General features: G+C 60.3%; 27 protein-coding genes. 8 read left to right on the top strand and 19 right to left on the bottom strand.

The window, feature by feature from the left end:
- Positions 1-72: 72 nt before the first annotated feature.
- Complete coding sequence (locus tag AXW83_RS15500) at positions 73-1,059, top strand: dihydroxyacetone kinase subunit DhaK (RefSeq protein ID WP_066614974.1); 987 nt, start codon at positions 73-75, stop codon at positions 1,057-1,059.
- Positions 1,060-1,061: 2 nt separating this feature from the next.
- Positions 1,062-1,673, top strand: a complete 612-nt coding sequence (locus AXW83_RS15495) for a dihydroxyacetone kinase subunit L (RefSeq protein ID WP_066614973.1) — start codon at positions 1,062-1,064, stop codon at positions 1,671-1,673.
- 7 nt (positions 1,674-1,680) lie between these two features.
- On the opposite strand, the gene AXW83_RS15490 is transcribed toward AXW83_RS15495, so the two are convergent.
- From AXW83_RS15490 to AXW83_RS15460, 7 genes are all read right to left on the bottom strand, one after another.
- Positions 1,681-2,967, bottom strand: a complete 1,287-nt coding sequence (locus AXW83_RS15490) for a four-carbon acid sugar kinase family protein (protein WP_066614972.1) — start codon at positions 2,965-2,967, stop codon at positions 1,681-1,683.
- 8 nt (positions 2,968-2,975) lie between these two features.
- Positions 2,976-3,707: an SDR family NAD(P)-dependent oxidoreductase gene (locus tag AXW83_RS15485; protein WP_066614971.1), complete on the bottom strand. Its 732-nt coding sequence runs from the start codon at positions 3,705-3,707 to the stop codon at positions 2,976-2,978.
- A 22-nt stretch (positions 3,708-3,729) separates the two neighbouring features.
- Positions 3,730-4,389: an HAD family hydrolase gene (locus AXW83_RS15480; RefSeq protein ID WP_066614970.1), complete on the bottom strand. Its 660-nt coding sequence runs from the start codon at positions 4,387-4,389 to the stop codon at positions 3,730-3,732.
- Between the two features lie 10 nt (positions 4,390-4,399).
- Positions 4,400-5,431: an amidohydrolase family protein gene (locus AXW83_RS15475; protein ID WP_066614969.1), complete on the bottom strand. Its 1,032-nt coding sequence runs from the start codon at positions 5,429-5,431 to the stop codon at positions 4,400-4,402.
- 936 nt (positions 5,432-6,367) lie between these two features.
- On the bottom strand, positions 6,368-6,760 hold the full coding sequence (locus tag AXW83_RS15470) for a response regulator (RefSeq protein ID WP_066614968.1): 393 nt from the start codon (positions 6,758-6,760) through the stop codon (positions 6,368-6,370).
- On the bottom strand, positions 6,757-7,698 hold the full coding sequence (locus AXW83_RS15465; RefSeq protein ID WP_236841683.1) for an HWE histidine kinase domain-containing protein: 942 nt from the start codon (positions 7,696-7,698) through the stop codon (positions 6,757-6,759). Before AXW83_RS15465 ends, AXW83_RS15470 begins: the two co-directional genes overlap by 4 nt.
- Positions 7,699-7,876: 178 nt before the next feature.
- Positions 7,877-8,257, bottom strand: coding sequence for a response regulator (locus tag AXW83_RS15460; protein WP_066620567.1), 381 nt, complete (start codon positions 8,255-8,257; stop codon positions 7,877-7,879).
- 708 nt (positions 8,258-8,965) lie between these two features.
- On the opposite strand from AXW83_RS15460, the gene AXW83_RS15455 reads away from it, so the two are divergent.
- Positions 8,966-9,556 (top strand): tyrosine-type recombinase/integrase, encoded by a 591-nt coding sequence (locus AXW83_RS15455; RefSeq protein WP_066614966.1) that lies wholly within the window; start codon positions 8,966-8,968, stop codon positions 9,554-9,556.
- On the opposite strand, the gene AXW83_RS15450 is transcribed toward AXW83_RS15455, so the two are convergent.
- Positions 9,548-9,754, bottom strand: coding sequence for a helix-turn-helix domain-containing protein (locus tag AXW83_RS15450; protein ID WP_236841682.1), 207 nt, complete (start codon positions 9,752-9,754; stop codon positions 9,548-9,550). The genes AXW83_RS15455 and AXW83_RS15450 overlap by 9 nt on opposite strands.
- Before the next feature lie 142 nt (positions 9,755-9,896).
- Between AXW83_RS15450 and AXW83_RS15445 the strand changes: the two genes are divergently transcribed.
- The 4 genes from AXW83_RS15445 to AXW83_RS27650 all read left to right on the top strand — a co-directional run bounded on the left by AXW83_RS15445 (position 9,897) and on the right by AXW83_RS27650 (position 12,611).
- Positions 9,897-10,511 (top strand): hypothetical protein, encoded by a 615-nt coding sequence (locus AXW83_RS15445; protein WP_156640088.1) that lies wholly within the window; start codon positions 9,897-9,899, stop codon positions 10,509-10,511.
- 155 nt (positions 10,512-10,666) lie between these two features.
- Positions 10,667-11,719 (top strand): hypothetical protein, encoded by a 1,053-nt coding sequence (locus tag AXW83_RS15440; protein ID WP_066614963.1) that lies wholly within the window; start codon positions 10,667-10,669, stop codon positions 11,717-11,719.
- Positions 11,716-12,066 carry a DUF3768 domain-containing protein gene (locus AXW83_RS15435; protein ID WP_066614962.1) on the top strand — a complete coding sequence of 117 codons (351 nt, stop codon included), beginning with the start codon at positions 11,716-11,718 and terminating at the stop codon, positions 12,064-12,066. The genes AXW83_RS15440 and AXW83_RS15435 overlap by 4 nt, the downstream gene beginning before the upstream one ends.
- A gap of 2 nt (positions 12,067-12,068) precedes the next feature.
- Complete coding sequence (locus AXW83_RS27650; RefSeq protein WP_066614961.1) at positions 12,069-12,611, top strand: hypothetical protein; 543 nt, start codon at positions 12,069-12,071, stop codon at positions 12,609-12,611.
- A 468-nt stretch (positions 12,612-13,079) separates the two neighbouring features.
- Here the strand turns inward: AXW83_RS27650 and AXW83_RS26615 are convergent, their stop codons facing one another.
- From AXW83_RS26615 to AXW83_RS15410, 4 genes are read right to left on the bottom strand one after another with little or no spacing between them, the layout of a single operon-like run.
- Positions 13,080-13,385, bottom strand: coding sequence for a YciI family protein (locus tag AXW83_RS26615; protein ID WP_082767162.1), 306 nt, complete (start codon positions 13,383-13,385; stop codon positions 13,080-13,082).
- 14 nt (positions 13,386-13,399) lie between these two features.
- Positions 13,400-13,831, bottom strand: a complete 432-nt coding sequence (locus AXW83_RS26610; RefSeq protein ID WP_082767161.1) for a GlcG/HbpS family heme-binding protein — start codon at positions 13,829-13,831, stop codon at positions 13,400-13,402.
- 17 nt (positions 13,832-13,848) lie between these two features.
- Positions 13,849-15,030: an alpha-hydroxy acid oxidase gene (locus AXW83_RS15415; RefSeq protein WP_082767160.1), complete on the bottom strand. Its 1,182-nt coding sequence runs from the start codon at positions 15,028-15,030 to the stop codon at positions 13,849-13,851.
- Positions 15,027-15,593: a hypothetical protein gene (locus AXW83_RS15410; RefSeq protein WP_066614957.1), complete on the bottom strand. Its 567-nt coding sequence runs from the start codon at positions 15,591-15,593 to the stop codon at positions 15,027-15,029. Before AXW83_RS15410 ends, AXW83_RS15415 begins: the two co-directional genes overlap by 4 nt.
- Between AXW83_RS15410 and AXW83_RS15405 the strand changes: the two genes are divergently transcribed.
- The gene (locus AXW83_RS15405) at positions 15,582-15,776 is read left to right on the top strand and encodes a hypothetical protein (RefSeq protein WP_066614956.1); all 195 of its coding nucleotides are present in this window, start codon (positions 15,582-15,584) and stop codon (positions 15,774-15,776) included. The two genes, AXW83_RS15410 and AXW83_RS15405, sit on opposite strands and share 12 nt — an antisense overlap.
- Before the next feature lie 73 nt (positions 15,777-15,849).
- On the opposite strand, the gene AXW83_RS15400 is transcribed toward AXW83_RS15405, so the two are convergent.
- The 7 genes from AXW83_RS15400 to AXW83_RS15370 all read right to left on the bottom strand — a co-directional run bounded on the left by AXW83_RS15400 (position 15,850) and on the right by AXW83_RS15370 (position 23,103).
- Positions 15,850-16,800 carry a 5-dehydro-4-deoxyglucarate dehydratase gene (locus AXW83_RS15400; RefSeq protein WP_066614955.1) on the bottom strand — a complete coding sequence of 317 codons (951 nt, stop codon included), beginning with the start codon at positions 16,798-16,800 and terminating at the stop codon, positions 15,850-15,852.
- A gap of 70 nt (positions 16,801-16,870) precedes the next feature.
- Positions 16,871-17,893 carry a tripartite tricarboxylate transporter substrate binding protein gene (locus AXW83_RS15395; protein ID WP_066614954.1) on the bottom strand — a complete coding sequence of 341 codons (1,023 nt, stop codon included), beginning with the start codon at positions 17,891-17,893 and terminating at the stop codon, positions 16,871-16,873.
- A complete protein-coding gene (locus AXW83_RS15390) occupies positions 17,877-19,388 on the bottom strand; it encodes a tripartite tricarboxylate transporter permease (protein WP_066614953.1) in 1,512 nt (503 codons plus the stop codon). Before AXW83_RS15390 ends, AXW83_RS15395 begins: the two co-directional genes overlap by 17 nt.
- Positions 19,389-19,392: 4 nt before the next feature.
- The gene (locus tag AXW83_RS15385; RefSeq protein WP_066614951.1) at positions 19,393-19,833 is read right to left on the bottom strand and encodes a tripartite tricarboxylate transporter TctB family protein; all 441 of its coding nucleotides are present in this window, start codon (positions 19,831-19,833) and stop codon (positions 19,393-19,395) included.
- Positions 19,830-20,933, bottom strand: a complete 1,104-nt coding sequence (locus AXW83_RS15380; protein ID WP_066614946.1) for a maleylacetate reductase — start codon at positions 20,931-20,933, stop codon at positions 19,830-19,832. Before AXW83_RS15380 ends, AXW83_RS15385 begins: the two co-directional genes overlap by 4 nt.
- On the bottom strand, positions 20,933-22,117 hold the full coding sequence (locus AXW83_RS15375) for an enolase C-terminal domain-like protein (RefSeq protein ID WP_236841681.1): 1,185 nt from the start codon (positions 22,115-22,117) through the stop codon (positions 20,933-20,935). Before AXW83_RS15375 ends, AXW83_RS15380 begins: the two co-directional genes overlap by 1 nt.
- Complete coding sequence (locus AXW83_RS15370; RefSeq protein WP_066614944.1) at positions 22,114-23,103, bottom strand: 2-hydroxyacid dehydrogenase; 990 nt, start codon at positions 23,101-23,103, stop codon at positions 22,114-22,116. Before AXW83_RS15370 ends, AXW83_RS15375 begins: the two co-directional genes overlap by 4 nt.
- Positions 23,104-23,152 lie beyond the last annotated feature (49 nt).

The raw sequence follows: 23,152 nt of genomic DNA, 5'->3' as shown, positions 1-23,152 counted from the left end.
CTTCCGCCGGCTCAGTCCCCGTCGCGGAGAAACGGCCGTAGAGCCGAACAGGACACCAGGGAGCCAAAGCGCATGAAAAAGATCATGAACGCGCCCGACCGTTTCGTCGACGAGATGCTCGATGGACTGGTAGCGGCCCACCCATCGCTGATCCGCAGCGGCCGCGTCGTCCGGGCCGCCCATGCGCCACGCCAGGGCCGCGTCGGCGTCGTTTCCGGCGGCGGGTCAGGGCATCTGCCGCTGTTCACCGGCTATGTCGGGCGCGGCCTGCTCGACGCCTGCGCCATTGGCGACGTTTTCGCCGGCCCCTCGGTCGATGCCTGCCAGGCCGCGATCAAGGCCGCCGATAGTGGGCGCGGCGTGCTGCGGCTCTACGGAAACTATGGTGGCGACCGAATGAACTTCGACCTCGCGGGCGAGCTCCTGGAGGAAGACGGCATCCAGACCACGACCGTTCTCGGCACCGACGACATCGCCAGCGCTGGCCCCGACGAGGCGCATAAGCGCCGTGGCGTCGCCGGCATCGTCTATGCCTACAAGATCGCCGGTGCGGCCGCCGGGAAAGACCTTGATCTCGACGCCGTCACGGCGCTGGCGCAGCGCGCCGTCTCGCGCTGCCGCACCATCGGCGTCGCGCTGGCGCCATGCCAGATTCCGGGCGCCGCCGGCCCGACCTTCACGCTGGGCCCGGACGAGATCGAACTCGGCATGGGCATCCATGGCGAGCCCGGCATCTGGCGCGACAGGCTCAAATCCGCCGATGCGCTTGCCGACGAGATGCTCGACCGGCTGCTAGCCGACCCGGTCGAGGGCGCCTCCAAGCGCGTCTCCGTGCTGGTCAACAGCCTGGGCGCGACGCCGCTGGAAGAGCTCTTCATCGTCTATCGCCGCATCGCCGCCACGCTTAGCGAGCGCGGGTTCAGCATCGTGCGGCCACTCGTCGGGCCGATGGTCACCTCCATGGAGATGGCCGGTATGTCGGTGTCGCTGCTGCATCTCGACGACGAGTTGGAAGCCCTGCTCGGCGCGCCGGCGGACTGCCCGTTCTGGAGGGTATGAGGATGGGCATCACGGTTGCGATGCTTGCCCAAGCCGCCAAACGCGCCGCCGCGCGGGCAGTGCTCGTCGAGGACGAGCTCAACAGGGCCGACGGCCAGCTCGGAGACGGCGACACCGGCGTGATGCTGCGCCGGCTGTTCGAGACGATCGCGGCGGCCGTGCCGGACGCCGAGACGGATCTTGGGGTGGCGTTCCGCGCTGTCGCGATGGCCTGTTCGAGCGCGACCGGCTCCAGTCTCGGCACGCTGGTCACGGTCTCGATGCTGACCCTCGCCAAGGCGACCAAGGGGCGAACCGACATCCCCTACGCCGAACTCGGCGACCTGCTGGAGACGGTGCGCGACACCATGCTGACGCGCGGAGGGGCGGCGCTTGGTGACAAGACCGTGATCGACATCCTCGATGCGGTGGCGGGCGCGATCAAGCGGCGCGACGAGCCAGCAGAAATCGCGCGCCGGGCTTCTGCTGCTGCTTCGAACTGCCTCGACAGCTTCCGGCAGCGTCCCAACCGGATCGGCCGGGCGCGCATGTTTGCGGAGAAAAGCGTCGGCCTTGACGATCCCGGTATGCTGGCATTCGCAAGCCTGCTGGACGCGGTCGCGCCGGCCGCCTGACGGCAGCTCAGCGCCAGACCTGACTGCCGAGCTTTGCCAAAGCCCGCCCGAACACATCGACCTCCCCGATCTTGCCAGGCTTCAGAAAGAATGATCCCGGCGGCCCGTCGATGCTGATGCAGGAACCAGCTCCGAGCGCGTCGAAAGGCGCGACCTGCATCTGCCGGACCCCGAGCGCCGCGACGACGGCGCCCGACGTCTCGCCGCCTGCGACGACGAAGCGGCGGACGCCCCGCCGATGGAGCCCCGTGGCGATCCCGGCAAGGACCGTCTCCGCCAGGCGGGCCGCGCCCATGACCCCGAAACGGGCCTGAGCCTCGCTGACCTCATCTGGACCGGCCGCCGTCGTGATTGCGATGTCGCGGCCGGCGGCAAGGTGAGGAGCAGCCCATGCAAGCGCGGCCCCGACCTCCGCCCCGCCTGATTCCGCCCTGCGAAGGTCGATCCGCAGTAGAGGGCCGGTCAGGCTAAAATGGTCGAGCTGGTCCAGCGTCGCCGGTCCGCAGCTTCCGGCCAGGATCGCTCCCAGGCCCTCTGCCGAGCAAAGCTGCGGGCGCAGCGGCGCTCCCGCGTCGTTCGGCCTGCGCTCGCGCCACAGCGTAGCCAGCGCGATCGCGATGCCGTCGCCGCCGGTCATCGCCGGCCAATCCAGCGAGAGTTCTGCTGCCCGCCGGACATCATCATTGTCGACAGAGTCAGTGATGAAGCATGAGATGCCGGCAGCCACTTGCGCGTCAAGCCAGTCCCGCGCTGCAGCAAAGCCCTGATGCAGGATGTGATGCGGCAGCAGCCCGACCCGGCGCGCCGTCTGGCGCTGCAGCACGCGCGCCATGTCGGGATCGTTCATCGGCGTGATCGGATCGAAGCGCTTGATCGATTCCGAAATCAGTCGGTCCTTATAGAACATGTAGCCTTCATGGACGAAGATGCGGAAATCCGGAAAGCCCGGACAGAACAGCATCCGGTCGAGCCCGTATTTCGCCATCAGCAGATCGGCGCAGGGGCCGATATTGCCCTTGTCGGTGGAATCGAAGGTGGCGCAGTATTTGTAGAAGACCTGCCGCGTCCGCAGCGCATCGAGCCGTTCGCTGAGCTCGGCGACGAGCGCGGTTGCTTCTTGCGGAGGCAGGAAGCGGGCGCGCGTCGCGACGATCGCGGCCTCCGCGTCGCCGAGATCGTCGAGCGCGTCGGGGTCGACGATATAGGGACACGCGATACCGGCCCGCTCTAGCCAGCTCGCGACCATCAGGCCGCCGGTGAAATCGTCGGAGATGATGCCAAGCCCGATTGCCATGCCTTGCCTCAGACGGCGGTATAGCCGCCATCGGCCGCCAGATTGGCGCCGGTGACGAAGGCTGCGGCCGGCGAGGCGAGGAACAGCGCAGGTCCCACGATGTCATGGGGCTCGCCCCAGCGGCCTGACGGCGTTCGGTCGAGTACGCGTTGGTAATGTGTCGCGTCGGCGCGGGATTTGGCCGTCTGCTCGGTGACGATGAAGCCGGGGGAAATGGCATTGACACGGATGCCCAGCGGGGCGAACTCGATCGCCAGCGAACGCGTCAACTGGGCGACGCCGGCCTTACTCGCGCCATAGGCCGGCACGCGCGGGCTGCCGAACTGCGCATACATCGAGGCGATCGCGACGATCGCGCCGCGCGAAGCCGAAAGGCTGTCGCGAAAGGCGTTGGCGAGATGGAAATAGCCATGGAGATTGACGGCCATAACCCGCCCGAACATATCGGGATCATATTCGTCGTTGCGCCTGGCCATGCCGGCGCAGTTGACGAGCACATCTAGCCCGCCAAACCCGTCTGCGAAGGCGCTCACCGCCGCGCCATCGGCGACGTCGAGGCTGGCATAGGCGAAGCGGCCGCGATCGACCTCGATCGGCTCAGGCTCGACGCCGGTGATCGAAACCCGCGCGCCACATTGCGAAAAGCCGTCGGCGATGGCGGCGCCGATGCCGCCGCGGCTCGCGCCGATGACGAGCACCCGCTTGCCCGAGAAATCGAAAGCGGAACGATAATCCATCATGCGATACTCCTCCCTTGCCGGCTCACCATCGTGGCGCGGCCTCGAAATCCGCGATGACGGCATGGCCGCGCTCGCCGCAGCGCGCCGCCCCATCCGTCCACTCGCTGGCGGAAGACACGAAGCAGAAGCGCGCTCCGACGGCTTCGGCGGCCTCCATGTCGACGATCGTGTCGCCGAAATAGAGCAATGGACGCTTGAGCAGGCCGTCGGCGAGCAGCGCCTCGATCTCCGCCGGCTTGCCGCGCTCGGCTCCGCAGATCCTGACGAAATGCCGCGACCAGCCGCGTGCCACGACGACGCGGTCGAGATCGGCTTTCTGCGCGGCCGAGACCACGGCGCAAGGGACGCCCTCGCTCGTCAGCCAGTCGAGATAACGATCGATGCCAGGCAGCGGCTGGCAGGCCGTGAGCACCTCCTGCATCGTCGTGGCGAAGCCCTCGCTACTCCGGGTAACCCGCCGTTCCCAATCCGCGTAACCGGCGCTATCGCGAAAATAGCGGGCGAAGAGCGCAAATCGCGTCTGCCCAGGCCAGGCGTGAAAATCCGCGAAGAAACGCGCGATCCCCGGCTCGGACTCGCCGGCGAGGGCCGCACGGAATGCGGCGCCCTTGACGCGATTGGAGTCGATCAGCACGCCGTCGCAATCAAAGACGATGCCACCCGGTCGCGCGAACCCCTTCATCAGGTCGCGCTCAGGCTTCCATCGGCGGCAGCCGGCCTTCGGGAATACGGAAGACCTTGCGAGCGTTGCCCTCGAAGATATCGCGCTTTTCGCTCGGGCTCAGCCAGTCGAAAGCGTCGATATAGGGTTTAAGGTCGTCCATCTGCTTGCCGGTCTCGGGATCAACGACCGAGCCTACGCCGGGAAGTTCCGTGCCGAAGATGCAGCGATCAACGCCGACCGTCCGGATGAGGAACTCGATGGCCTCCTTGGTGTAGAGTACCGTATCGTAGTGCAGCCAGCGCAGCTTGTCGCGGAAGCGGACATTGCCCTTGGTCCGCAGCGAGGCGGCGTCGAACCGGCCGAGCTGATAGGGCACAGCACCGCCCCCATGGGGCACGACGATCTTGAGCGTCGGGAAATCCTGGAAAACCGTCGAGTTCAACAGCCCCATGATCGCGATGTTTTCCTCGTTGATCAGGTGGACGCTGTAATCGGCGCGCTGCGAGCGCGAGGTGGTGGCGTGGACGATGCCCGGCACATCGAGCTCGCACAGCTTCTCCCAGAGCGGATACCAGTAGCGGTCGCCCAAAGGCGGTGCCTCGTTGCCGGAGTTCTCGTAAGGGTCGGGGTTGAACAGGCAGCCGACGAAGCCGAGCCGTTCGATGCAGCGTTCGAGCTCCGACAGCGCGTTCTCGATCGGCGAGCCAGAGCATTGCGGCAGAAAGCAGACGCCGAGAAACTTGTCGGGATACAGCGCGCATTGCCGCGCGATGATGTCGTGACACTCCTCGGTGAACCAGTGGATCAGCTTTTCCGGCTTCTCGTTGTGCATGAGGTGGAAAGGGCGCGGCGAGACGAACTGGACATGCGTGCCGTGTTCCCTGAGCAGATCGAAATGCCCCTTGGCCGAGATCTCCGGGATCTCGAGAGCATGCCGGATCTCGTCGTCGGTGACCTCGACCTTGCCCTTGGCGTGCCAGCCCTGGTGCGCCAAGAGCAAGGCACGATAGGCCCAGAGCTGCTGAGGGGCGCTGACATGAGCATGGCAATCGATGATCATTTGGACACCTTCGCAAAGAATTCCCACAAATCGGGATTGAATTCCAGATAAGCGCTCCTGTTTGAAGCGGCAAGCATTAGTTGCCCGGTCAGAGACGATCGAATGGCGATTGAGCGTCTAGCCACCGAGCTTTGCCACATCTCGTTGAAGGCATTTGACCGTTTCACCCATGGCTGTGAGTAGGCGCCGAAGATTGACCCTACGAATTCTGCCTATACCTCATTGATTTTAATGGCATATTACCGTTCGTAGAGGGGTCACGATCGGCGCCAGTCTTGACGCCTCTTCCGAAGAAGATAAGCTCATAACTTGAATGGTTTAGAGGACAGTTGAGGTGGGTCACACTTCGGTCCTTAAGCACATTCGGCTAAATAAAGCGTTAGTTCGTCCAGAGCTTTTTGGATTTCCGACATCACTGCCCTCCGGCACCGCACGTGAGATCTCTTTTTCCCAAGAAGCTGAGAACAAGCATCAAAAAGGCATTGGAATCCAAGAAAACCGCTCACTGACGCCAGATCATGGATCTGAAAGCGTTGACCAGGGACGCCGATTTCGCTGTCCTCCAGCAGAGAGATTTTCTGTCCCAACGAAGCTGAAAACATTCGTAGCGAAGCTTCCATTTTATCGACGCCAACGTGGCCTACGAGCGTGTCGAATACGAACTTGTCCCAAATGGCCTGATGCCTTTCGACACCTGCGACAGGGCTCGGCTGCGGGCGCCTACTCGGATTTGCAATTTTCAGAGGCCGGCCCATCTCGCACCTTTCGGTTGCACGCAGGCTTCGTTAACGAATCATTAATTTTGTAGAATACCTGATTATTTGCAAAATCGTTCAAGGAAAAAATTCGCGCGGGTATTGTTCATCAGAGCCAAAATAGTACGGTTTCAGCAACGCGTACTTTTGAGAACTCTGCCGGCGCCAAATACGTTTTCAGTTAGGCTGCTCTTGGCAACGATCGATCCGGTGGAATGAGTGCCCGCATCGCCGAGACCAGTTCCTCGAACTGATACGGCTTCTTCAGCACCGGGCGGTCCTGGTAACCCTCGATCACACCTTCGGCGCCATAGCCGGTCGAGAACAGGAATGGCACGCCGCGCGAGGCCAACGCGGTTGCGACGGGATAGGTCCTGTCGCCGTTAAGGTTCAGGTCGAGCATCGCGACATCGAAGGTTTGCGTTTCGACAAGCACGAGGGCCTGCTTGACGGTCGCTGCGGCGCTTACCGTCTCGCAGCCCATGTCCGCAAGCATGCCTTCGATCATCATGAGCAGCATCATCTCGTCCTCCACCACGAGGATGTTTAGTCCGGCCAGGATGCGATCGGTCATTGCGGTCCTTGCGGTGCGGGAATGTCGATCGTGCACGCAACGCCACCAGACAGATATTCCAGATCCACGGTGCCTTCGAGTTCGTGAGCCAGGCCTCGCTTGATCACCTGCGAGCCGAACCCCTTCCGGGTTGGCGGCGACACGGGCGGCCCGTCCTTCTCCTCCCAGCGAATAATGAGCCGGTCTCCATCTGATTTCTCTGCGATCGCCCAGGTGATCAGGATTGAGCCGGCCTCATTCGAGAAGGCACCATATTTCACCGCGTTCGTCGCGAGCTCGTGGAACGCGATTCCCAGCGCCAGGGCCACCTTCGGCGGGACACTGATGTTGTCGCCTGTAATCACGAAACGTTCCTTGCGACCGTTGGCGACGCCAAAGGGCTCAAGGGCGGCATCGAGGAGATCGTGCAATCCGGTCCCTTCCCAGTTCCTCGCGCTCAGGAGGTCGTGCGACCGAGATAGGGCGAAGATGCGGGAGCTGATCGATTCCTTGATGTTTTCGAGTGATGAAGGCGGGCGCAGGGCTTCCGTCACGATCGACTGAACCGTGGAGAGCGTGTTCTTCACGCGATGGTTCAACTCGTCGATGAGCATCCGCGATTGCTCCTGTTCGAGCTTGTGCCGCGTCAGATCGACGAACGAGATGAAATGCTGGACGATGTTGCTGCGCTCGTCGCGCACGGGGCTGATGAACAGATCGGTCCAGAAGACGCTATCGTCTTTGCGACGATAGCAGACTTCAACGCTGCCTTCATCTGCTCCGTCGAAGACGGCTGCAAGATCCCCGAGCACTTCCGGCGTGGCTCCGTACGCCATCATTTCGTCAAATCGCTGCCCAAGGACCTCGGCGCGGTCGTAGCCGGTCAGGCCGAGAAAGCTGTCATTGGCAAAAATAATGGGGTTCTCGGGCGCCTTGGCGTCCGTGAAGACCATCGCCATCCGCGTGGTCTCGGCAGCAATCACTAATGGTCCCAAGTCTTCGCGAAAGCTCTCGACCTCGCCTTCTGCGGCGACCTGCTTCTTAGATTTTGATCTTATTGCAGGCATCACGAATCCCCGTCTCGAGAACCCGGCTGCAGCAACGCTAGATTATTCGGAGTCCCGCGGATAGCGCTATCTACGCCGCCTTGCGCAGAGCCTGGCCGACCATGGCCTCGCTGTAGGGCTTGCGGAGAAACACCGTGTCGGTCGGCATCTCATTAGCGCGAGGCGTGACGCGTCCCGACGCGATGATCAGCACCACGGGGGGCCAGCGATGGCGTATTGCGTGGGCGAGCTTCAAGCCATCCATCGACCCCGGCATCTCGATATCGGTAAAGACGATCGAAATCTCGGGCCGCGTTTCCAGCAGCACGATGGCGTCATCGGCGTTGACGGCTTCAATCACTTCGAAACCGGCGTCCTCGATCATCGAGACGGCATTCATGCGGATCAGTGGCTCATCCTCGACGACGAGGACGGTAACGCGGCTGGCAGTTGGGGTCGAGCTCGTAATCATGCAGGCCATCTCGGCTATCAGCAGAGTTCAGCGACACGTTAGGCGAACGAGATAAAATATCTCGTTTCGATGACGCAAGTGAAACTTGTCAGCCTTCCCCATGACATCGATACGCAGGGTTTTGCCGCAACGAAAGCTAACCCGCTGGCCGGAACTCAAGACGGCATGAGAGGCCGCAGTTCGATCGGCCCAGTTAGAAAATGGACCGGAAGCGCTCTATTGGACGGCGTTTCAACGGTATAAACGGGTGCTTCCGGCCTCGGCTCCCATGCACATTGGTCACGAAAGAGCGCTGTAAGATACAAAATATTGCGTAACATAACGTATAACAATTTGTGCGTCATACTTAGATTAAGTGTATGAAAATATTGATATATTTTTCGAGTTCGAATCCCTCCCTGTCCGCCATTGCCATTCTTAAGATATTGATTTTGCTTGCCTAACTATCCGGCGAGAATCTGGATCCACAAATCAGCCCACAAACAAGAGCACTCTGTCGAGAGCAGCTGTTGTGTTACGCGGTCTGGGGGCGAGTTGTGGTGATCCACGCTGAGCTCAGCCCCGAATGAAGAATCGTGTTGTTTCGTAGTCTGAGCCACGACCTGCTCATGCTTCTTGACAAAATAATATAGGTATAATATCCTATTATAGGCGCAGCGCTTTTGCCCGAGCGCCGCGCCCACAATCTCCCATATCGAAGGAATTATTATGCTCGGCCGACAAGCGAAGACGCTGTCGCCAGCGATGCTGCGCCGTGTCTTGGTGGAGGCACAACGCGGCAGCTGGCCGTCGCGTGACGAAGTGACAATCCTGCTCTCGATTTTTGCGGGCCTCAGGGCCAGCGAGATTGCAGGGCTGCGATGGAGCATGGTGTTGCGGCCCGATGGCCGCATCGCCGATCTGATCTGCATAGAATCTGCGATCAGCAAATACGCAAGTGGCCGGCGCATTCCGATGCATCCGCGGCTTCGGTTAGCTCTGAAGCGCCTGCAAAGCGATCTTCTCAGCGAGTGGCGTAAGCCCGGCGAGCCTGTGGTCCGCTCCTTTCGCAACGGTCCGATGCGCGCCAACAGCATCGTCAACTGGTTCACGGCTTTGTATCGGCAAGTTGGACTGGATGGCTGCTCTTCACATTCTGGACGTCGCAGCTTCGTCACCGCCGCCGCTCGCAAGGCCCATAAGGCGGGCGCCTCGCTTCGTGATGTTCAATTGCTTGCCGGTCATCGGTCGATTGAGACGACCCAACGCTACATTGATGGCGACACTGATGCCCAGCGTAGGCTAGTCGGGCTAATTTGAGCGGCGGGAGCCGCTGGGCTTATCGACAGCGTCTTCTGGCCAGCTGCTCCGGTCCCTCAGTAGGTGCTCAGGCCCGACACCGAGGGCCTTTGCCACCCAATACAGATTGTCGATCGAGAGCGCATGAAGTGAGCGCTCGAGCTTGCTGACATTGGTGCGATGCAGTTCGGAGCGCGCCGCAAGCTCCTCCTGGCTCATTCCTCGTTCAGCCCGCAGCCGTCTGACGTTTGAGGCCAGAGTTTCTCGTAAGGGGCTGATGCGGTCGCGTTTCACCCGCGCATATCTGAGTCTTGACGTGTTTATGACTACAGCGTTTATGCTTCAAAAAAGGAGAACGATGATGAATGAGCAGCCCACCTCACAGGCCGGTGTCCTTACGGGACCAAAGCTGCGCTGGTTCCGGCGCTTTTGGTTCGTGTTCATTTGGATGGCGACGATCGTCCTTCTCTCGAAGGTTGAGCTGCTGATTGCCTCCGTACTTGCCGCGATATTTTTGATTGTGGTCTGGACAGGGGAAGTCGGCCGCTTCCGTGGCGGGGTCATGCCGCACGGCCATAAGGCGTTCATGTCGGCTATGTTGGTGCTCTTACTGGGCTGGGGCTGGATCAATGTTGCCCAAGCTCAAACCCTGCCGCTCGATGAAAACGACTTTCCAATCTGTGACAGCGTCGAGATGAAGCAGGCCGTCAAGCAGACGCTAAACTCTGGACCAGCGGCGCAAATGCAAGGCTTCAAAGCGCTCGAAGTTTTGAATGGGATGACAGCGGCCGAGAATGCCGTGCCGCGACGGAATGATGAGACGGCGGCAGATGTTCGAATCCGTGAACAGATGAACGAGATGATGCGTGGAGTGTGTGTGTATCAGGTTCTCACCAACGAAGGCGCACGATCCATGTCGGCGAACTTCCGTTGGATCGATCGCGCGCGGGGCCGCTATTTCATAGAAGTACGTTAGGCCTAGCACCGGCGAAGCTAAAGACTGTCGGTTCATCAGCCACGCCTTCGACGGTGGCGTACGTCGCCGTCTCTGATGGCTCTCTAATCTGCAGCGCCGTCTGACCGTCGTCCGACGCTGATCTGCTCATACCCACAATACGCGAGTTTTTTAACATGGTCTTTGATCGTGAACGCGGCCGGCTGCCTGATCAGCAGTTCGTCACAATAACAAGCCGCATCGTGACCGTCAGCGTTCGCGGGCGCTATCAGTTTCCGCTGCATAAGATGACGCATCGGGTCATGCTCCTCGATTATCTGGTCGAGGCCTTTTCAGAGCGAACCGATTGGGGAGACGTCGATGCCGTCCTGCTTCCAGGCGGCTTCTTTCGGATCGCACAAGCAATTGGCACAAAGCCACAAGCCGAGCGCAAGGCAATCCTTGCGCTGGACGATTCAGGCCTAGCCGGGGCCGCAGGTTCACGACTGCTGGATGAAGTGTGGCCTGGTGTAACGCTGGTCATAGGCATCGACAGCGAGCCGCTCAGCGGAAAACGTGGTGGCGATCAACTCGTCGCTGCCTGGCAAGGCGGAGCCATGACCGGCTTAGCCCGGAAGGCCTTCCCGGTTCGAGATGAGACCAATGGCGACGCGCCTCGCTACTGGGCATCTTTTCAGGATGCAGACGATCCCGGTCGCATCGTGACCTTGCGCCAAGGTCAGCGTGCGCTGCTGCTTGCCTGCTACGACGCGTTTGCTGTTCGGGCTCTCCATGGCCGCGAGTTCGTCGACCTGCAGGCGCTTCGATTGATTGCCGACAGGGCAGGGCGGATTCGGGCTCTCAAACCTGGCGAGCGCGACGATCACTTGCGCCGCTGGCTTGCCATGTTGAGAGCGTTTCCGCCCGATCTAGGGCTCGTCGCCATCCATGAGTTCGATCGCCCTGGCCGCGAAGGCTATTGGCAGCGCCACGGCATTGCCGGTGCTTCAGCTGCTCTAAAAGGTGCGCCCATCGTGGCGGCCTCGCACTTCAGGCGCCTGCTCCCGTCGCAGATCGATCGAAGTCCCTTGGCCTCGAGTGGCGTTGATGCTGCCCACCTTTGGCAAGGCCAGCGCCGCCTATCCCAGCGCCTGTTTCCAACCGACGGGTTCGTTCTCCACAGCAAAAGCGGCAACCCAATCCTGCTTGCTCGGCTCTTCGTCGCTTCTCATCAAAGGAACATAACATGAACGATACGCCACCATCGCCCGAAGCCAGCACAGCCACTGTCCGTGCGCTGAACGACGCGTTCCGCCAAACTTTTTTAGGCGGTACCGTTGTCATGACCGCGGCCGTCACCGCGCTGGGGCGAGCATCGCAAGCTGAAATCATTTCGCAGGTCCGATGCTATGGAGAGTTCAACGAAGCCAATGACCCTTTCGGAGAGCATGATTTCGGGGCTTTCACCCTCGCCGGCGAGAAGCTGTTTTTCAAAATCGACTATTACAACCGTGACATGACGGCCGGCTCCGAAAATCCCGCTGATCCACGCGTCACGTCTCGCGTTCTCACCATCATGTGCGCCAGCGATTGGTGATATTGGCTGCCGGCCTGACCCGCCCAGCCTTCGCGGTCGTCGGCGTCTTCTCCGGTATCATCAACGTCCTGATGCTTTCGGGCTCGTTTTACATGCTCCAGGTTTATGATCGGGTGCTGAGCTCGCGCAGTCTGCTGACACTAATCGGGATCTCGCTGCTGCTACTCATGGCTTATTGCCTGCAGGGCTTTCTCGATTGGGTGCGGGTGCGCATGCTGGCGCGGATCGGGGCGCGCTTCGACGATCAGGTTTCGCCGGCAGCCTTTGCGGCTGCGCAGAAGCTATGCAAAGGGCCCCGATCGGGGCCCTTTGCATATCGTCTCCTGCGCCGCCACTGGCCTGGTTTTGCTCCGCCCCGCTGGCCTGGAATCCGACCGCCGTTGACAGACAGTGGCAATACCGGCGGTGTTTTCCGCGAAGTAGGGCCGCGAGGCGGTGAGCGCGACAACTACACGACGGTGCCCGACCACACTCGGTTGCCGCCGACAACGACGCTCGGTTCGACCTGGGTTCCGGTCAAGCGGACACCAGACAGCAAGCGCTGATGTAGGAGGAGAGGGCGGCTATGCCGCCACTCTCTCTTTCATCGCATAACGAGAGAGGCTGGCCACGTTGCGGTTCGCATCGATGATCATCCAAAACGACCTTCGCCGCTGCATCCATAAGAGTTGGGCATTACCGCGTTGCGTGCCCATGAACCGTCATCCACTACCTGAGCTAACGTCCAGTGAATACGTAAAACACTGACCAGTTCCGGGGTGCCGCATAGATTGGTTGTAGCTCGCCGAAGCGAGCCTAAAGCCAACGATATCGCCTGACTCGAGCCATACCCGACAGATAGTGCCACTGGGGGTACCGATAACATGCATGCGCAGGTCGGGTTTGAAGCGTAGAAGATACAGTGCGCATCCAGCGAGCTATCAAGCCAATAAAACTTATGCTTCGCTCCCAGCGACCCGTCTACCCACCTGGACAATTGCGGTGCCGGCTTGCGGATACATTGCCTCATATAATTAAGATCGACTAACAAAGCTTTCGTGATTTAAGAAACCTTTGCGCCAGCGCGTCACTGTTACAACAGAAAACAATCCTTGGCGCATATACGGATCATTCTGGATAAAATGCTCGGCATCTTCGCGGATATCGGTATCTATTATATACATACTGCCGATTGCCGTCAGGCCATCGTCGGTCAATCGTGCGCCAGCCGCAATAAGCTTTTCGAGATTGGTTTCAAGGTAAGCAAGATGCTCAGGACGAGCTCTAGCTCGCAATTTTGCTTGATCCGCGGCATCTTCGGCGATGATCAGATAGGGCATATGGAGCCTCAAAGTTAGATGTCGAGCGAGAAGGTCTTGTGAAATTGATCATAGATCGTATTCGCGATTGCATCGTCATCGTCAGGGCTCGCACCGCTGATGCCTATGGCACCGACCATTCGGTTTGATCGTACGAGTGGGACCCCACCAAATAAGGGAACGCATCCCGGCACAGCTAGAAGTGTCGAATTTCCTTCGGCAAGTTGCTGCGCGAAGACTCGTGTCGGGCGCCGGAAGGCAGCTGCAGATCGCGCCTTGGCTTGCGCGACATCGACGGTCGCAGTGTGCACGCCTTCCATCCGAAGAAATCCGGCAAGGTGTCCACCGGTATCGACGACGGCAATCGAAACAGCAACGCCCATACGGGCTGCCGCTGCGACCGCTGTGTCGAGGAGACCACGGATCAAATCTCCATTCAGATCAGGCGCGCTGACTCGGTCATTCATTGAATTGAATCCTGAATTTAAGCGGGAAGCGGCCTATCAGATAAGCTTGGAAGAGCAGGAGTCAGCCAGTTTATGTCGAGGTCGGCTATCGACGGGCATCCGATCATCGCTAGCCCGCGATCGACCTCATCGGCCAATATGGAAACTGCCCGATCGGCACCCACTTGCCCGCCCGCGACGACGCCATACAGCGTTGCCCGACCTACAAAAACGAAATCCGCGCCGAGCGCTCGTGCGATCAGAATGTCCGAGCCGCGCCTAATTCCGCCGTCGAACATCACCGGCATGGATTTCCCGACTGCAGCTTTTATCGCTGCCAGCGAAAACAGCGGGATCGGCAGCATGTCATAGGCTTTGCCACCGTGATTGGAGACAATGATCCCATCAACACCTTCGGCACGGGCCCTGGCCGCATCCTCGGGATGCTGGATCCCTTTCAAAACGAGTCGCCCCTGCCATTGTTGGCGAAAACGTTTGAGGTCTTCCCAGGTTTGGATCGATGGACTTTGGGTCCTGAAGAACTGTCCTACCTTGGCAGGATTAGCTCCTGCCGGCGCATAACGCTGCCAACTTCCCATTGTCGGCAAGCCGCCACTGCGGAAATAGTCAACAATCCAGGCAGGATGGGTCAGCGCTTCAAGTAAGATCGCGGGCTTCAATTTTAGCGGAAGAGCAAAACCGTTTCGGATATCGCGCTCACGCTTGGCCGGAACGGGATTGTCCACGGTCAGCACGAGCACCTCGACACCGGCATCCGCAATGCGCCGCATCAAATCGGCTGAAATCTTCGCATCCTTTGCGGCATAGAGATGGTACCAGAGGCGCCCTGAAGCTTCGGCCGCAACTATCTCCGGTGATGCTACGCTAGCGCCTGACAGGACAAAGGGGATGTTGGAGGATTTGGCAGTCCGGGCCAACGTCATGTCTGCGCCCGGACGGAAGAGACCCGCGAAGCCCGTCGGTCCGATACCAAATGGCTGTCCATAGTGTCGGCCGAAGAGCGACAGACCGGGCTCGCGCCGTCCAACGTCGACAAGATGGCGGGGCATCAAGCGGTAATGGCCAAAGCTTGCTTCGTTTGCAGCAAGCGCGGTTTCGCCTTCGGTTCCTGATTCAATACAGTCGAACAATATTCGAGGAAGCCGCCGCCGCGCGAGGCGATGCAGGTCACCGATATTGAGCGCATTTTGCGCTCTCATTGCACGCCCTGCGATCGGGCTCGCGCCAAGAGATTATCGATGAAGCTTGCGAGCGCTTGTCCAGGAGCAGCGCCAAGCCCCCTTGCCGTCGCATTGACGTGGGAAAGGATACCGTCGCTGTAAATTGCACGTGCATTGCCGATCGGCGCGCTCATAGCTTCGACGGCCCCGGCTGGAATTGCGCGTTTGTCGAGTTCGGGCAGGCGTCTGATGCCTGCTTGATCAAGCCCCACACCTGCATCGTTGAAGAAGACGGCGTGAAGCTGCTGCCTGATTACGTCGTCGGGTTGTCCACGGAACAGTGCGGCATGGGAGCCCGTGATGACGATGGCGCCACTATCGCTATCCTCGAGCATCGGAGCGGCGTCGAGGCAAATCACTTTCGGCTCTCCCAAGCCCTCTCGCATCAGATAGCGCTTACCACCTGAAATGGCCGGAAGTTCTTGCTCGATCGGCTTCCCCCTGGTCATCCGTTCCGCGCATTCCCGCACACTCTGTCCGACCAGGCAGCCAAGCGCCTTTGCTGCTGCATTGACGTAGCTGATGCGGCCATGAGCCAGCATGTGATCGCCATCGGCGATGTGGCAGCTCATAGCGTCGGCAGTCGCAGCGGGCATTCCGATACGGTCGAGGTAGTCAAGTCCATTGACGCCCGCGCGCTGGGCGCCGACGCCTGCATCATTCAGGACGACGCCGCGAAGGCCCCATTTGCCGGCGTGGAAAGCGTTGTATTCGCCGCCATATGACCCGGAAATCAGGACCTGGCCGCGGCAGCTTTCCGTTGCTTGAGCGCTGGACGAAGCCGTGACGATCCGTACCTCACTTGATGACGACATAGCTGGCTTTCTCAAACGTCTGGAGCGCGCCGATCAGCGGGGCAAGTTCGTCGTATTCTTCGGAGGTGAGACTGGAGAGCGGCGGGCGCACGCGGCCGGCAGAACGACCGGCGATATCGACACCCGCCTTGACGATGCTGACGGCATAGCCCGGTTGACGCGAACGGATGCGGCCATAGGGCAGGAAAAATGCCCGCATCATCTCATCGGTCAGGGCAGCATCGCCCGCCTGCACAGCGTTGAAAAACGCCATCGCCGCACTAGGTGCGAAATTATAAACAGCGGAGGAATAGGTCGGTACGCCCATAGCGCGATAAGACGGTGCGTAGATTTCCGCCGTTGGCATTCCGTTTAGAAAGACCAGCCGCCCGGACAATGCTGTCCGCATCGTCCAGAGATCCTCGGCATCGCCGACGCCGTCCTTCAACGCGATGAGGTTGGGGCATTGGTCAGCTAGTTTCGCTAACGTGGGTGGTCGAACGCGACCGTTAGCCCGGCTGTAGACGATGACACCAAGCGAGGTGCTCCGGCAGATAGCCGAAATATGAGCAAACAAGCCATCCTGAGATACCTCCGCCAGATAGGGCGGCAGCAACAGGATGCCATCAGCGCCGGCCCGCTCGGCAAGGCGGATTTGCTCGATCGCATCTCTTGTCGATCCGCCTGCCGCACCGAGAACCGGGACGCCTTCGGGGCGGGCAGCAACTGCTGTTTCAATCAAGGCTGCGTATTCGTCGCGGGTTAAAGAAAAGAATTCACCAGCCGCGCTTGCGACAAACAAGGCCGCGCAACCTTGGGCTCCCAGGAAGCGAACGCGGTCACCGAATGGCTGGGCCGCAAAACTGTCATCGGCCGCAAAGTCAGTCAGCGGGAAACCGAGCAGCCCGCAGGCGAGCGACGCCTTCAGGGCGTCGCAAGAAAGGGATGTGGTCACAACTGGCTCCACGTTTTCAGAAGGATGCCCTCCCGAGGATCACGCCCCCGGGAGGTTCGAACCGATCAGATCAGGGCTTCAGCCGGCCTGTCTTTATGTAGAAGGCGCGCTCACGCTCAGCCTCGGCATTCAAAGCCTCAGCGATATTGGTAGCCTTTTCGAGTGCGGGATCGAAATAGACGCCGAGCTTGGCGTATTCATCACGCAGGCTTTGCTCTTTCATTGCCGCCTTCACCATCGCGCCCAGATAGGCCTTGCGATCAGCCGGCGTTGCTTTTGGGACAACAACGAAACGGACCAGTGTCCAAAGATAGTCCTTGGCACCGAGTCCCTCGTTCAAGGTCGGGACATCCTTGAGATGAGCGAGCCGCTCTTCGGCCGCGACGCCAACACCGCGAACCTTGCCGGCATCCATATGCGGCTTCGCCTCCGCGTAAAATCCAAGGGCAACGTCAACATTATTGCCGAGCAGACCGACAACGCCCGCGCCACCGCTTTGGAAGGGAACGCGGAGGAATTTGGCGCCGGTGTTCGCCTCTACCTGCTCGATATTGTAGTCCCACATGCTACCGGGCACCGTCGCAACTCGGATCGTGCCAGGCTTTTCTTTGGCAGCTTCGACGATCTGCTTGATCGTCGCTCCTTTGAATGGGCCATCGCTCGTGACGAACCAGACCATTGGATCGCTGTTGAGATAACCGACCGGCTCGAGATCGGTGTGTGTCCAGCGACCCTGCGAACGCAGCATCGAGTCGCCCCAGACCAGATTGACCAGCATGCCGATGGCATAACCGTCAGCAGGCGCCTGGGTTGCCAGCCAGGCGTGGCCGACCATGCCGGCGCCGCCTGTCCGGTTATTGACGAGGACACGGCTGCCCGAGATCTGCTCCATCGTCTTGCCGAGGAGGCGAGCCGTCAGATCTGCACCGCCGCCGGCAGGATACACCACCGTCATCTCGATCGGCTGCGTCGGGAAATTAGCCGGCTTGCTTTTGACAAGATCAGCGTTGGTACCTTGCGCCAGAACCTGTCCGGCAACAGCCGACAAGCCGAGCGCCGCGGCGAACGCTATGCCTTTACTGATGAACTTCATCAAGAATTCCTCCCGTTTTGCGAGGCTTCAGGCCTCTTTTGATCATCAACGCCACGAGAACAAAGCAGATGGCGATGAGTCCGGCAGCGATGGGCCTTTGGATCATGATCATGATTCCGTCAGGCGACATCACCAGCGACTGGCGCAGCGACTGCTCGAGCAAGGGGGCGAGCACGAAGGCGATGAGAAATGGTGCAAGATCGTATTCGAGCTTACGCAAAACATAACCTGAGATGCCGAAGAACAGCATCACCCAGAGATCGAAAACGTTCTTGTTTGCCGAATAGGTTCCGACGACCGACAGCATCAGAACGATTGGGAACAGCACACGATAGGGCACGCGCAGCAACTGAACCCATAGACCCACCAGCGGTAAGTTTAGGATCAACAGGAAGACGTTGCCGATATACATGCTGGCAATGATCCCCCAGAACAAATCCGGGCGCTGCTGCATGAACAGTGGGCCGGGCTGGATCCCCTGGATGACAAGCGCACCAAGCAGAAGCGCCGTGACTGGCGTGCCGGGGATACCCAGCGAGAGAACTGGGATCATGCCGCCACCGACAGCGGCGTTGTTTGCCGCTTCAGGCCCGGCCACGCCCTCGATGGCGCCCTTGCCAAAGCGGCTTGGATCCTTTGCAAGACGTTGCTCGACCGCATAGGAAATGAACGATGCCGTGATCGGGCCCCCACCGGGCACGATACCGAGCAGGAAGCCGAGCCCGCTGCCCCGCAACATCGGCGCGAACGACGCTTTCCAATCTTCTCGGGTCGGGAATAGCCCTTTTATTTTTTCGGCGAGTAGAGTGTTTTTTGTGATCTTCTCGACGTTGGTCAAAATCTCCGAGACGCCGAACAAACCAATGACGATTGCAAGCAGATCAAGCCCACCGGAAAGATTGATGGAGCCAAAGGTGAATCGCTCTTGGCCATTGACGACGTCGATGCCGATCATCGCCAGCAGGACGCCAAGCGCGATCATCGTCAGCCCCTTCAACGTCGAGCCGCTGATCATATAAAGTGTGCAGACGAGGCCGAGCAGCATAAGCGCGACGTTCTCGGGCGGCCCGAAGCGCAACGCTATAGTGCCCAATATGGGCGCAAAGAATGTTAGCGCGATCACGCTGAGCGTACCGGCAACGAACGAGCCGAAGGCTGCGACGCCCAGCGCGGCGCCGGCACGACCCTGCTTGGCCATCTGATAGCCGTCGCGGCAGGTAACCACCGATGCGGCTTCCCCTGGAATGTTAAGCAGGATCGACGTGGTCGAGCCGCCATACATGGCGCCATAAAAAATCGCGGCGAGCATCACGACGCCTGCAACAGGCGGCAGGGAGAACGTGACGGGGAGGAGCAGTGCCAGCGCAGCCAGCGGACCTATGCCTGGCAGAACGCCGATCATCGTGCCAACAAAGCTGCCCAGCAGACAGAGCATCAAATTGCTCGGCGTCAGGATGACGCCAAATCCGGTCATGAGGCCCGAGATCGCTTCCATGGCATCAGAACCCCCAGGGTCCGCGCGGTAGCTGCAACTCAAGCAGATAACCGAACAAAAATAGTGTCACTGCGACGGAGACTACGGCGAGGAGGATGGATGATCCCCAGCCGCTCCGTTCCACGGTGCGCAAAAGGATCACCATCGTTATCACGCCGGCGACGGCGAAACCGAGGTAAGGGATTGCCGCCGACATAAATGCCAGCCCGGCGATCACCCCGGCGATGCGTTTCCAGCCGGTGCGGTCGGGCCATTCCAGGCCCGCGGCAGTATTGCCCTTGATCAACATCAGACCAACGCCACCCAGGCAGACCAGAATGCCGGCGACGAATGGAAAGAGGCCCGAATCCGGGCCGTACTGGCCGGTCAAGCCAATGCGCCAGGACAATGCGGCGGCACCCGCTCCCAGCAGGATCCACGTCAGATTGACCAGCCTCTCGATCATGATGGGCGACGACCGTGATAAGCGTCGTCAAGTAGAGCTTCCACGTCCTCGCGTGTAACCGGCCCTGGATTGAGCCCGTTGTCTGTCTCGACGGTTATTGCGGCAGCCCGTCCAATGTCGCTCTTTGCAAAGCCCACTTCTGCCAGGCTTTTCGGAAGCCCCGTTTTTTCAAGCAGATCGAAAAGGGATCTGCCGAGATTGGTAACGCCCATGGCCTGGGCCAGCCGTTCCAACTCTCTTGGCGCATGTCGCATGTTGTAAGCGGCAACATGCGGCAGCACGAGCGCATGGGAGGTGCCATGCGCGATGCCGAAAGAGCCGCCCAGCGTGTGTGCCACGCCGTGCTGGAAAGCAAAACCGCCGGTAAGCGCTGCCCCGGCCAGATACGCACCGTAAAGCAGGTCGGTTCGAGCCACGAGGTCGTCTGGTGCCGCGGCAACGCGAGGCATCGCACCGATCAGCACCGCCGCGCCTTCATGAGCGGCGGCCAGAATGATCGGGCTGATCGTTGAGACGTAGACGGAATCGACGCAGTGGGCGAGCGCGTTCATCGCACTTGCCATGCTGACATCGACCGGCAGACCGACGGAGAGTTCGGGGTCGTAGATCACGGTCCCAGCGAGCATGTTCAGGCTAGTATGCATACGCTTCACACCGTCGATGGTGATGCCGCAGAAGCCCGTCATCTCCGACCCGGAGTAGGTGGTAGGTATGGCAATGATAGGCTTGGCATATTCAAGCCCGATCCCCTTGCCGAGCCCGATCGATGCGCCCCCGCCCACACTGACGATGCAATCGGCCTCCATCTCGGCAGCCAATCTCCGACCCCGGCGGGCAAGTTCGATCGGAACCTGCGAAACGGCTTCAGGAATGACACCGCAGCAACGATCGCCCAGCAGGTTCACGACGCGCTGTGCCAGATCCTGTCGACCCGGCGTCGATACAACGACGGCACGTTTGGCACCGTGAGCGTCGACGGCCTCGACGACGCGGGTCAAGCTTCCGGCGCCGAAAATGATCCTCGAAGGCGTGGCGTTGTAAACCCCGCCCGGCGTTGCAAAGACGCGACGATTAGAGAGTGCTCGGTTCGTCATCGTCATCACCAGTCCACCACGGTACCATCGGGCAAGACTGCCGAGGCTGTGTGGATCACCTCTTGCTTGAAGGGGTGCTTGGCGGCCTCGCGCTCATTGACCTCCACCCCCAGCCCGGGGCCTTCGGGCACCGCCCAGGAACTGCCCGTGCGCTTCATCGGGACCGTGACGACGTCGTCATACCAGGGCACGGCGCCGCTCATTTCTTCCTGGATCACGAAATTTGGCGTCGAAACATCGAAGTGCAGCGCAGCCGCGCCCGCGAGCGGACCATTGGGGTTATGCGGCGCAACACCCATGAAAGCCTGTTCTGCAGCGGCCGCGATGCGCTTGCCCTCGAGGATGCCGCCAGTGTGGTTCAGGTCGGGCTGAACGATGTGGCAAGCCTTGGCAGCAAACAGCGGCTCAAATTCCTTGAACCCAACCAGCCGCTCGCCAGTCGCGATCGGGCAGCCGGCCCGCTCGGTGACGAGGCGCATAGCCTCGGTGTCGCCTGGAATGACCGGCTCCTCGCAGAACATCGGGTTGTACGGCGCCAGTTCCTCGATGAACTGGAGAGCGCCCGCGATCGAAGCCGGACGGCCATGGAAGTCGATCATGATGTCGACGCCGTCGCCAACCGCGTCGCGAAGCGTCCGCATGAGCCTGCCGACATGCTTGCGGGCCGGGATACCGACCGAGAAATGCGCGTAGGGAATGAACACGACCTTGAGCGCGTCGTAGCCTTGCTCGACCACTGCCAGCGCCTTCTCGCGTAGGGCGCCCTCGTCGAAGGTCTCGTAGACCGATTTCATATCGCCAAGGCCAAGATGCGTGTAGACCCGGACGCTCTCGCGGGTCTTGCCGCCCAGCAGACGCCAAACCGGCACATCAAGGCTTTTGCCGAAAATATCCCATAACGCGTGCTCGATACCGCTGATCGCCGTGGCACCAATGATCCCGAGCTTGTAATAGCTATGCTTGTTCAGGATGCGAACGATCTGTTCGATATCGCGTGGGTCTTTGCCGATCAGGAGAGGCTTCAGATCCTCGACTGCTCCGGTAACGGAGCGCGTCTTCCAGTTGAGGCTGGCTTCTCCCCAGCCATAAAGCCCGTCCTGATCCGTAATGACTTTGACGAAAATCCAGTTACGCATCTCGGCATTGACGACGAGAGTCTGGATGTCGACGATTTTGATAGGCTCGTTCACGATGTTTGTTTCCGGTTGGTGATCTCGGCCTCAGGCCAGACCTGATTGAGCAGCGGCTCGCCCGAAGCGAGACGACGAATGTTTTCGGCAATGATGCTGTAGCGTCGGCCGGGAAGAGCCGTCGTCCAGGCCGAAGAATGCGGCGTCGCCACTACGTTCGGCAGTTCGAGCAATGGGAACGCCGCTGGCTCGGGATTGTCGTCGGCCCCGACGGGATAGCGGTACCAAACATCCAGGATGGCGCCCCCGATCTCACCCTCTGCCAGCGCATTGTAGAGGGCAGCTTCGTCGACAATCTCGGCCCGCGATATGTTGATCAACACACTGGAGGGACGCATCGCGGCAAGTTCTGTGTTAGTGATCAGCCCGCGTGTGCTCTCATTCAGAGGGCAGGTCAGCGCGACATAATCGGACATGGCAAGGAGACGATGCAGCTGGTCAGGAGCGATCCGCTCGTCGACGAGCGCTCCGTGCTGTCCGATCGAGCGATCAAGCGTAGCGATACGCATACCGAAAGCACGGGCTCGCTCGGCGAGCGCCCGACCGATCCTACCGAAACCGACAATTGCCAGCGTCTTTCCCGCCAGTTCGCCATGCGGTTTCCGATTCCGATGCGCCTCACCCCAACCCTCTGCAGTGAACTGCATCTCCTTGGGGCGTATTTCCCATCCAAGCATGCTGTGGAGCACATACTCGGCGATTGGAATTTCGTGCTCGAATACATTGCAGACCTTGCAGCCCGCCGAGAGACTCGCCAGATCGACCCCATCAAGGCCGGCACCAGGCACGTGAAGTAGCGCAAACCGCGGAGCGCCTTGGGGCCTCCGGAATCGCAAGCTCACCACAACGTCGTCTTCGGCAATCTCCGCATCGAAATCATCCGAGGTAGCGGCCTCGCGAGGTAACGTGACGATCGACACGTTTGGTAGGAGCGGGGCAAGCACGGTCTTCTGGCGCCCTGCATCTCCGACTAAAACAACCTTCACGAGATGGGCTCCTTCGACAGGAGCGTCGAACAGCCGAACATGATCTGCG

Source organism: Bosea sp. PAMC 26642, from assembly GCF_001562255.1.
Lineage (GTDB): Bacteria > Pseudomonadota > Alphaproteobacteria > Rhizobiales > Beijerinckiaceae > Allobosea.
This window is presented reverse-complemented; position numbering and strand designations above follow the sequence as displayed.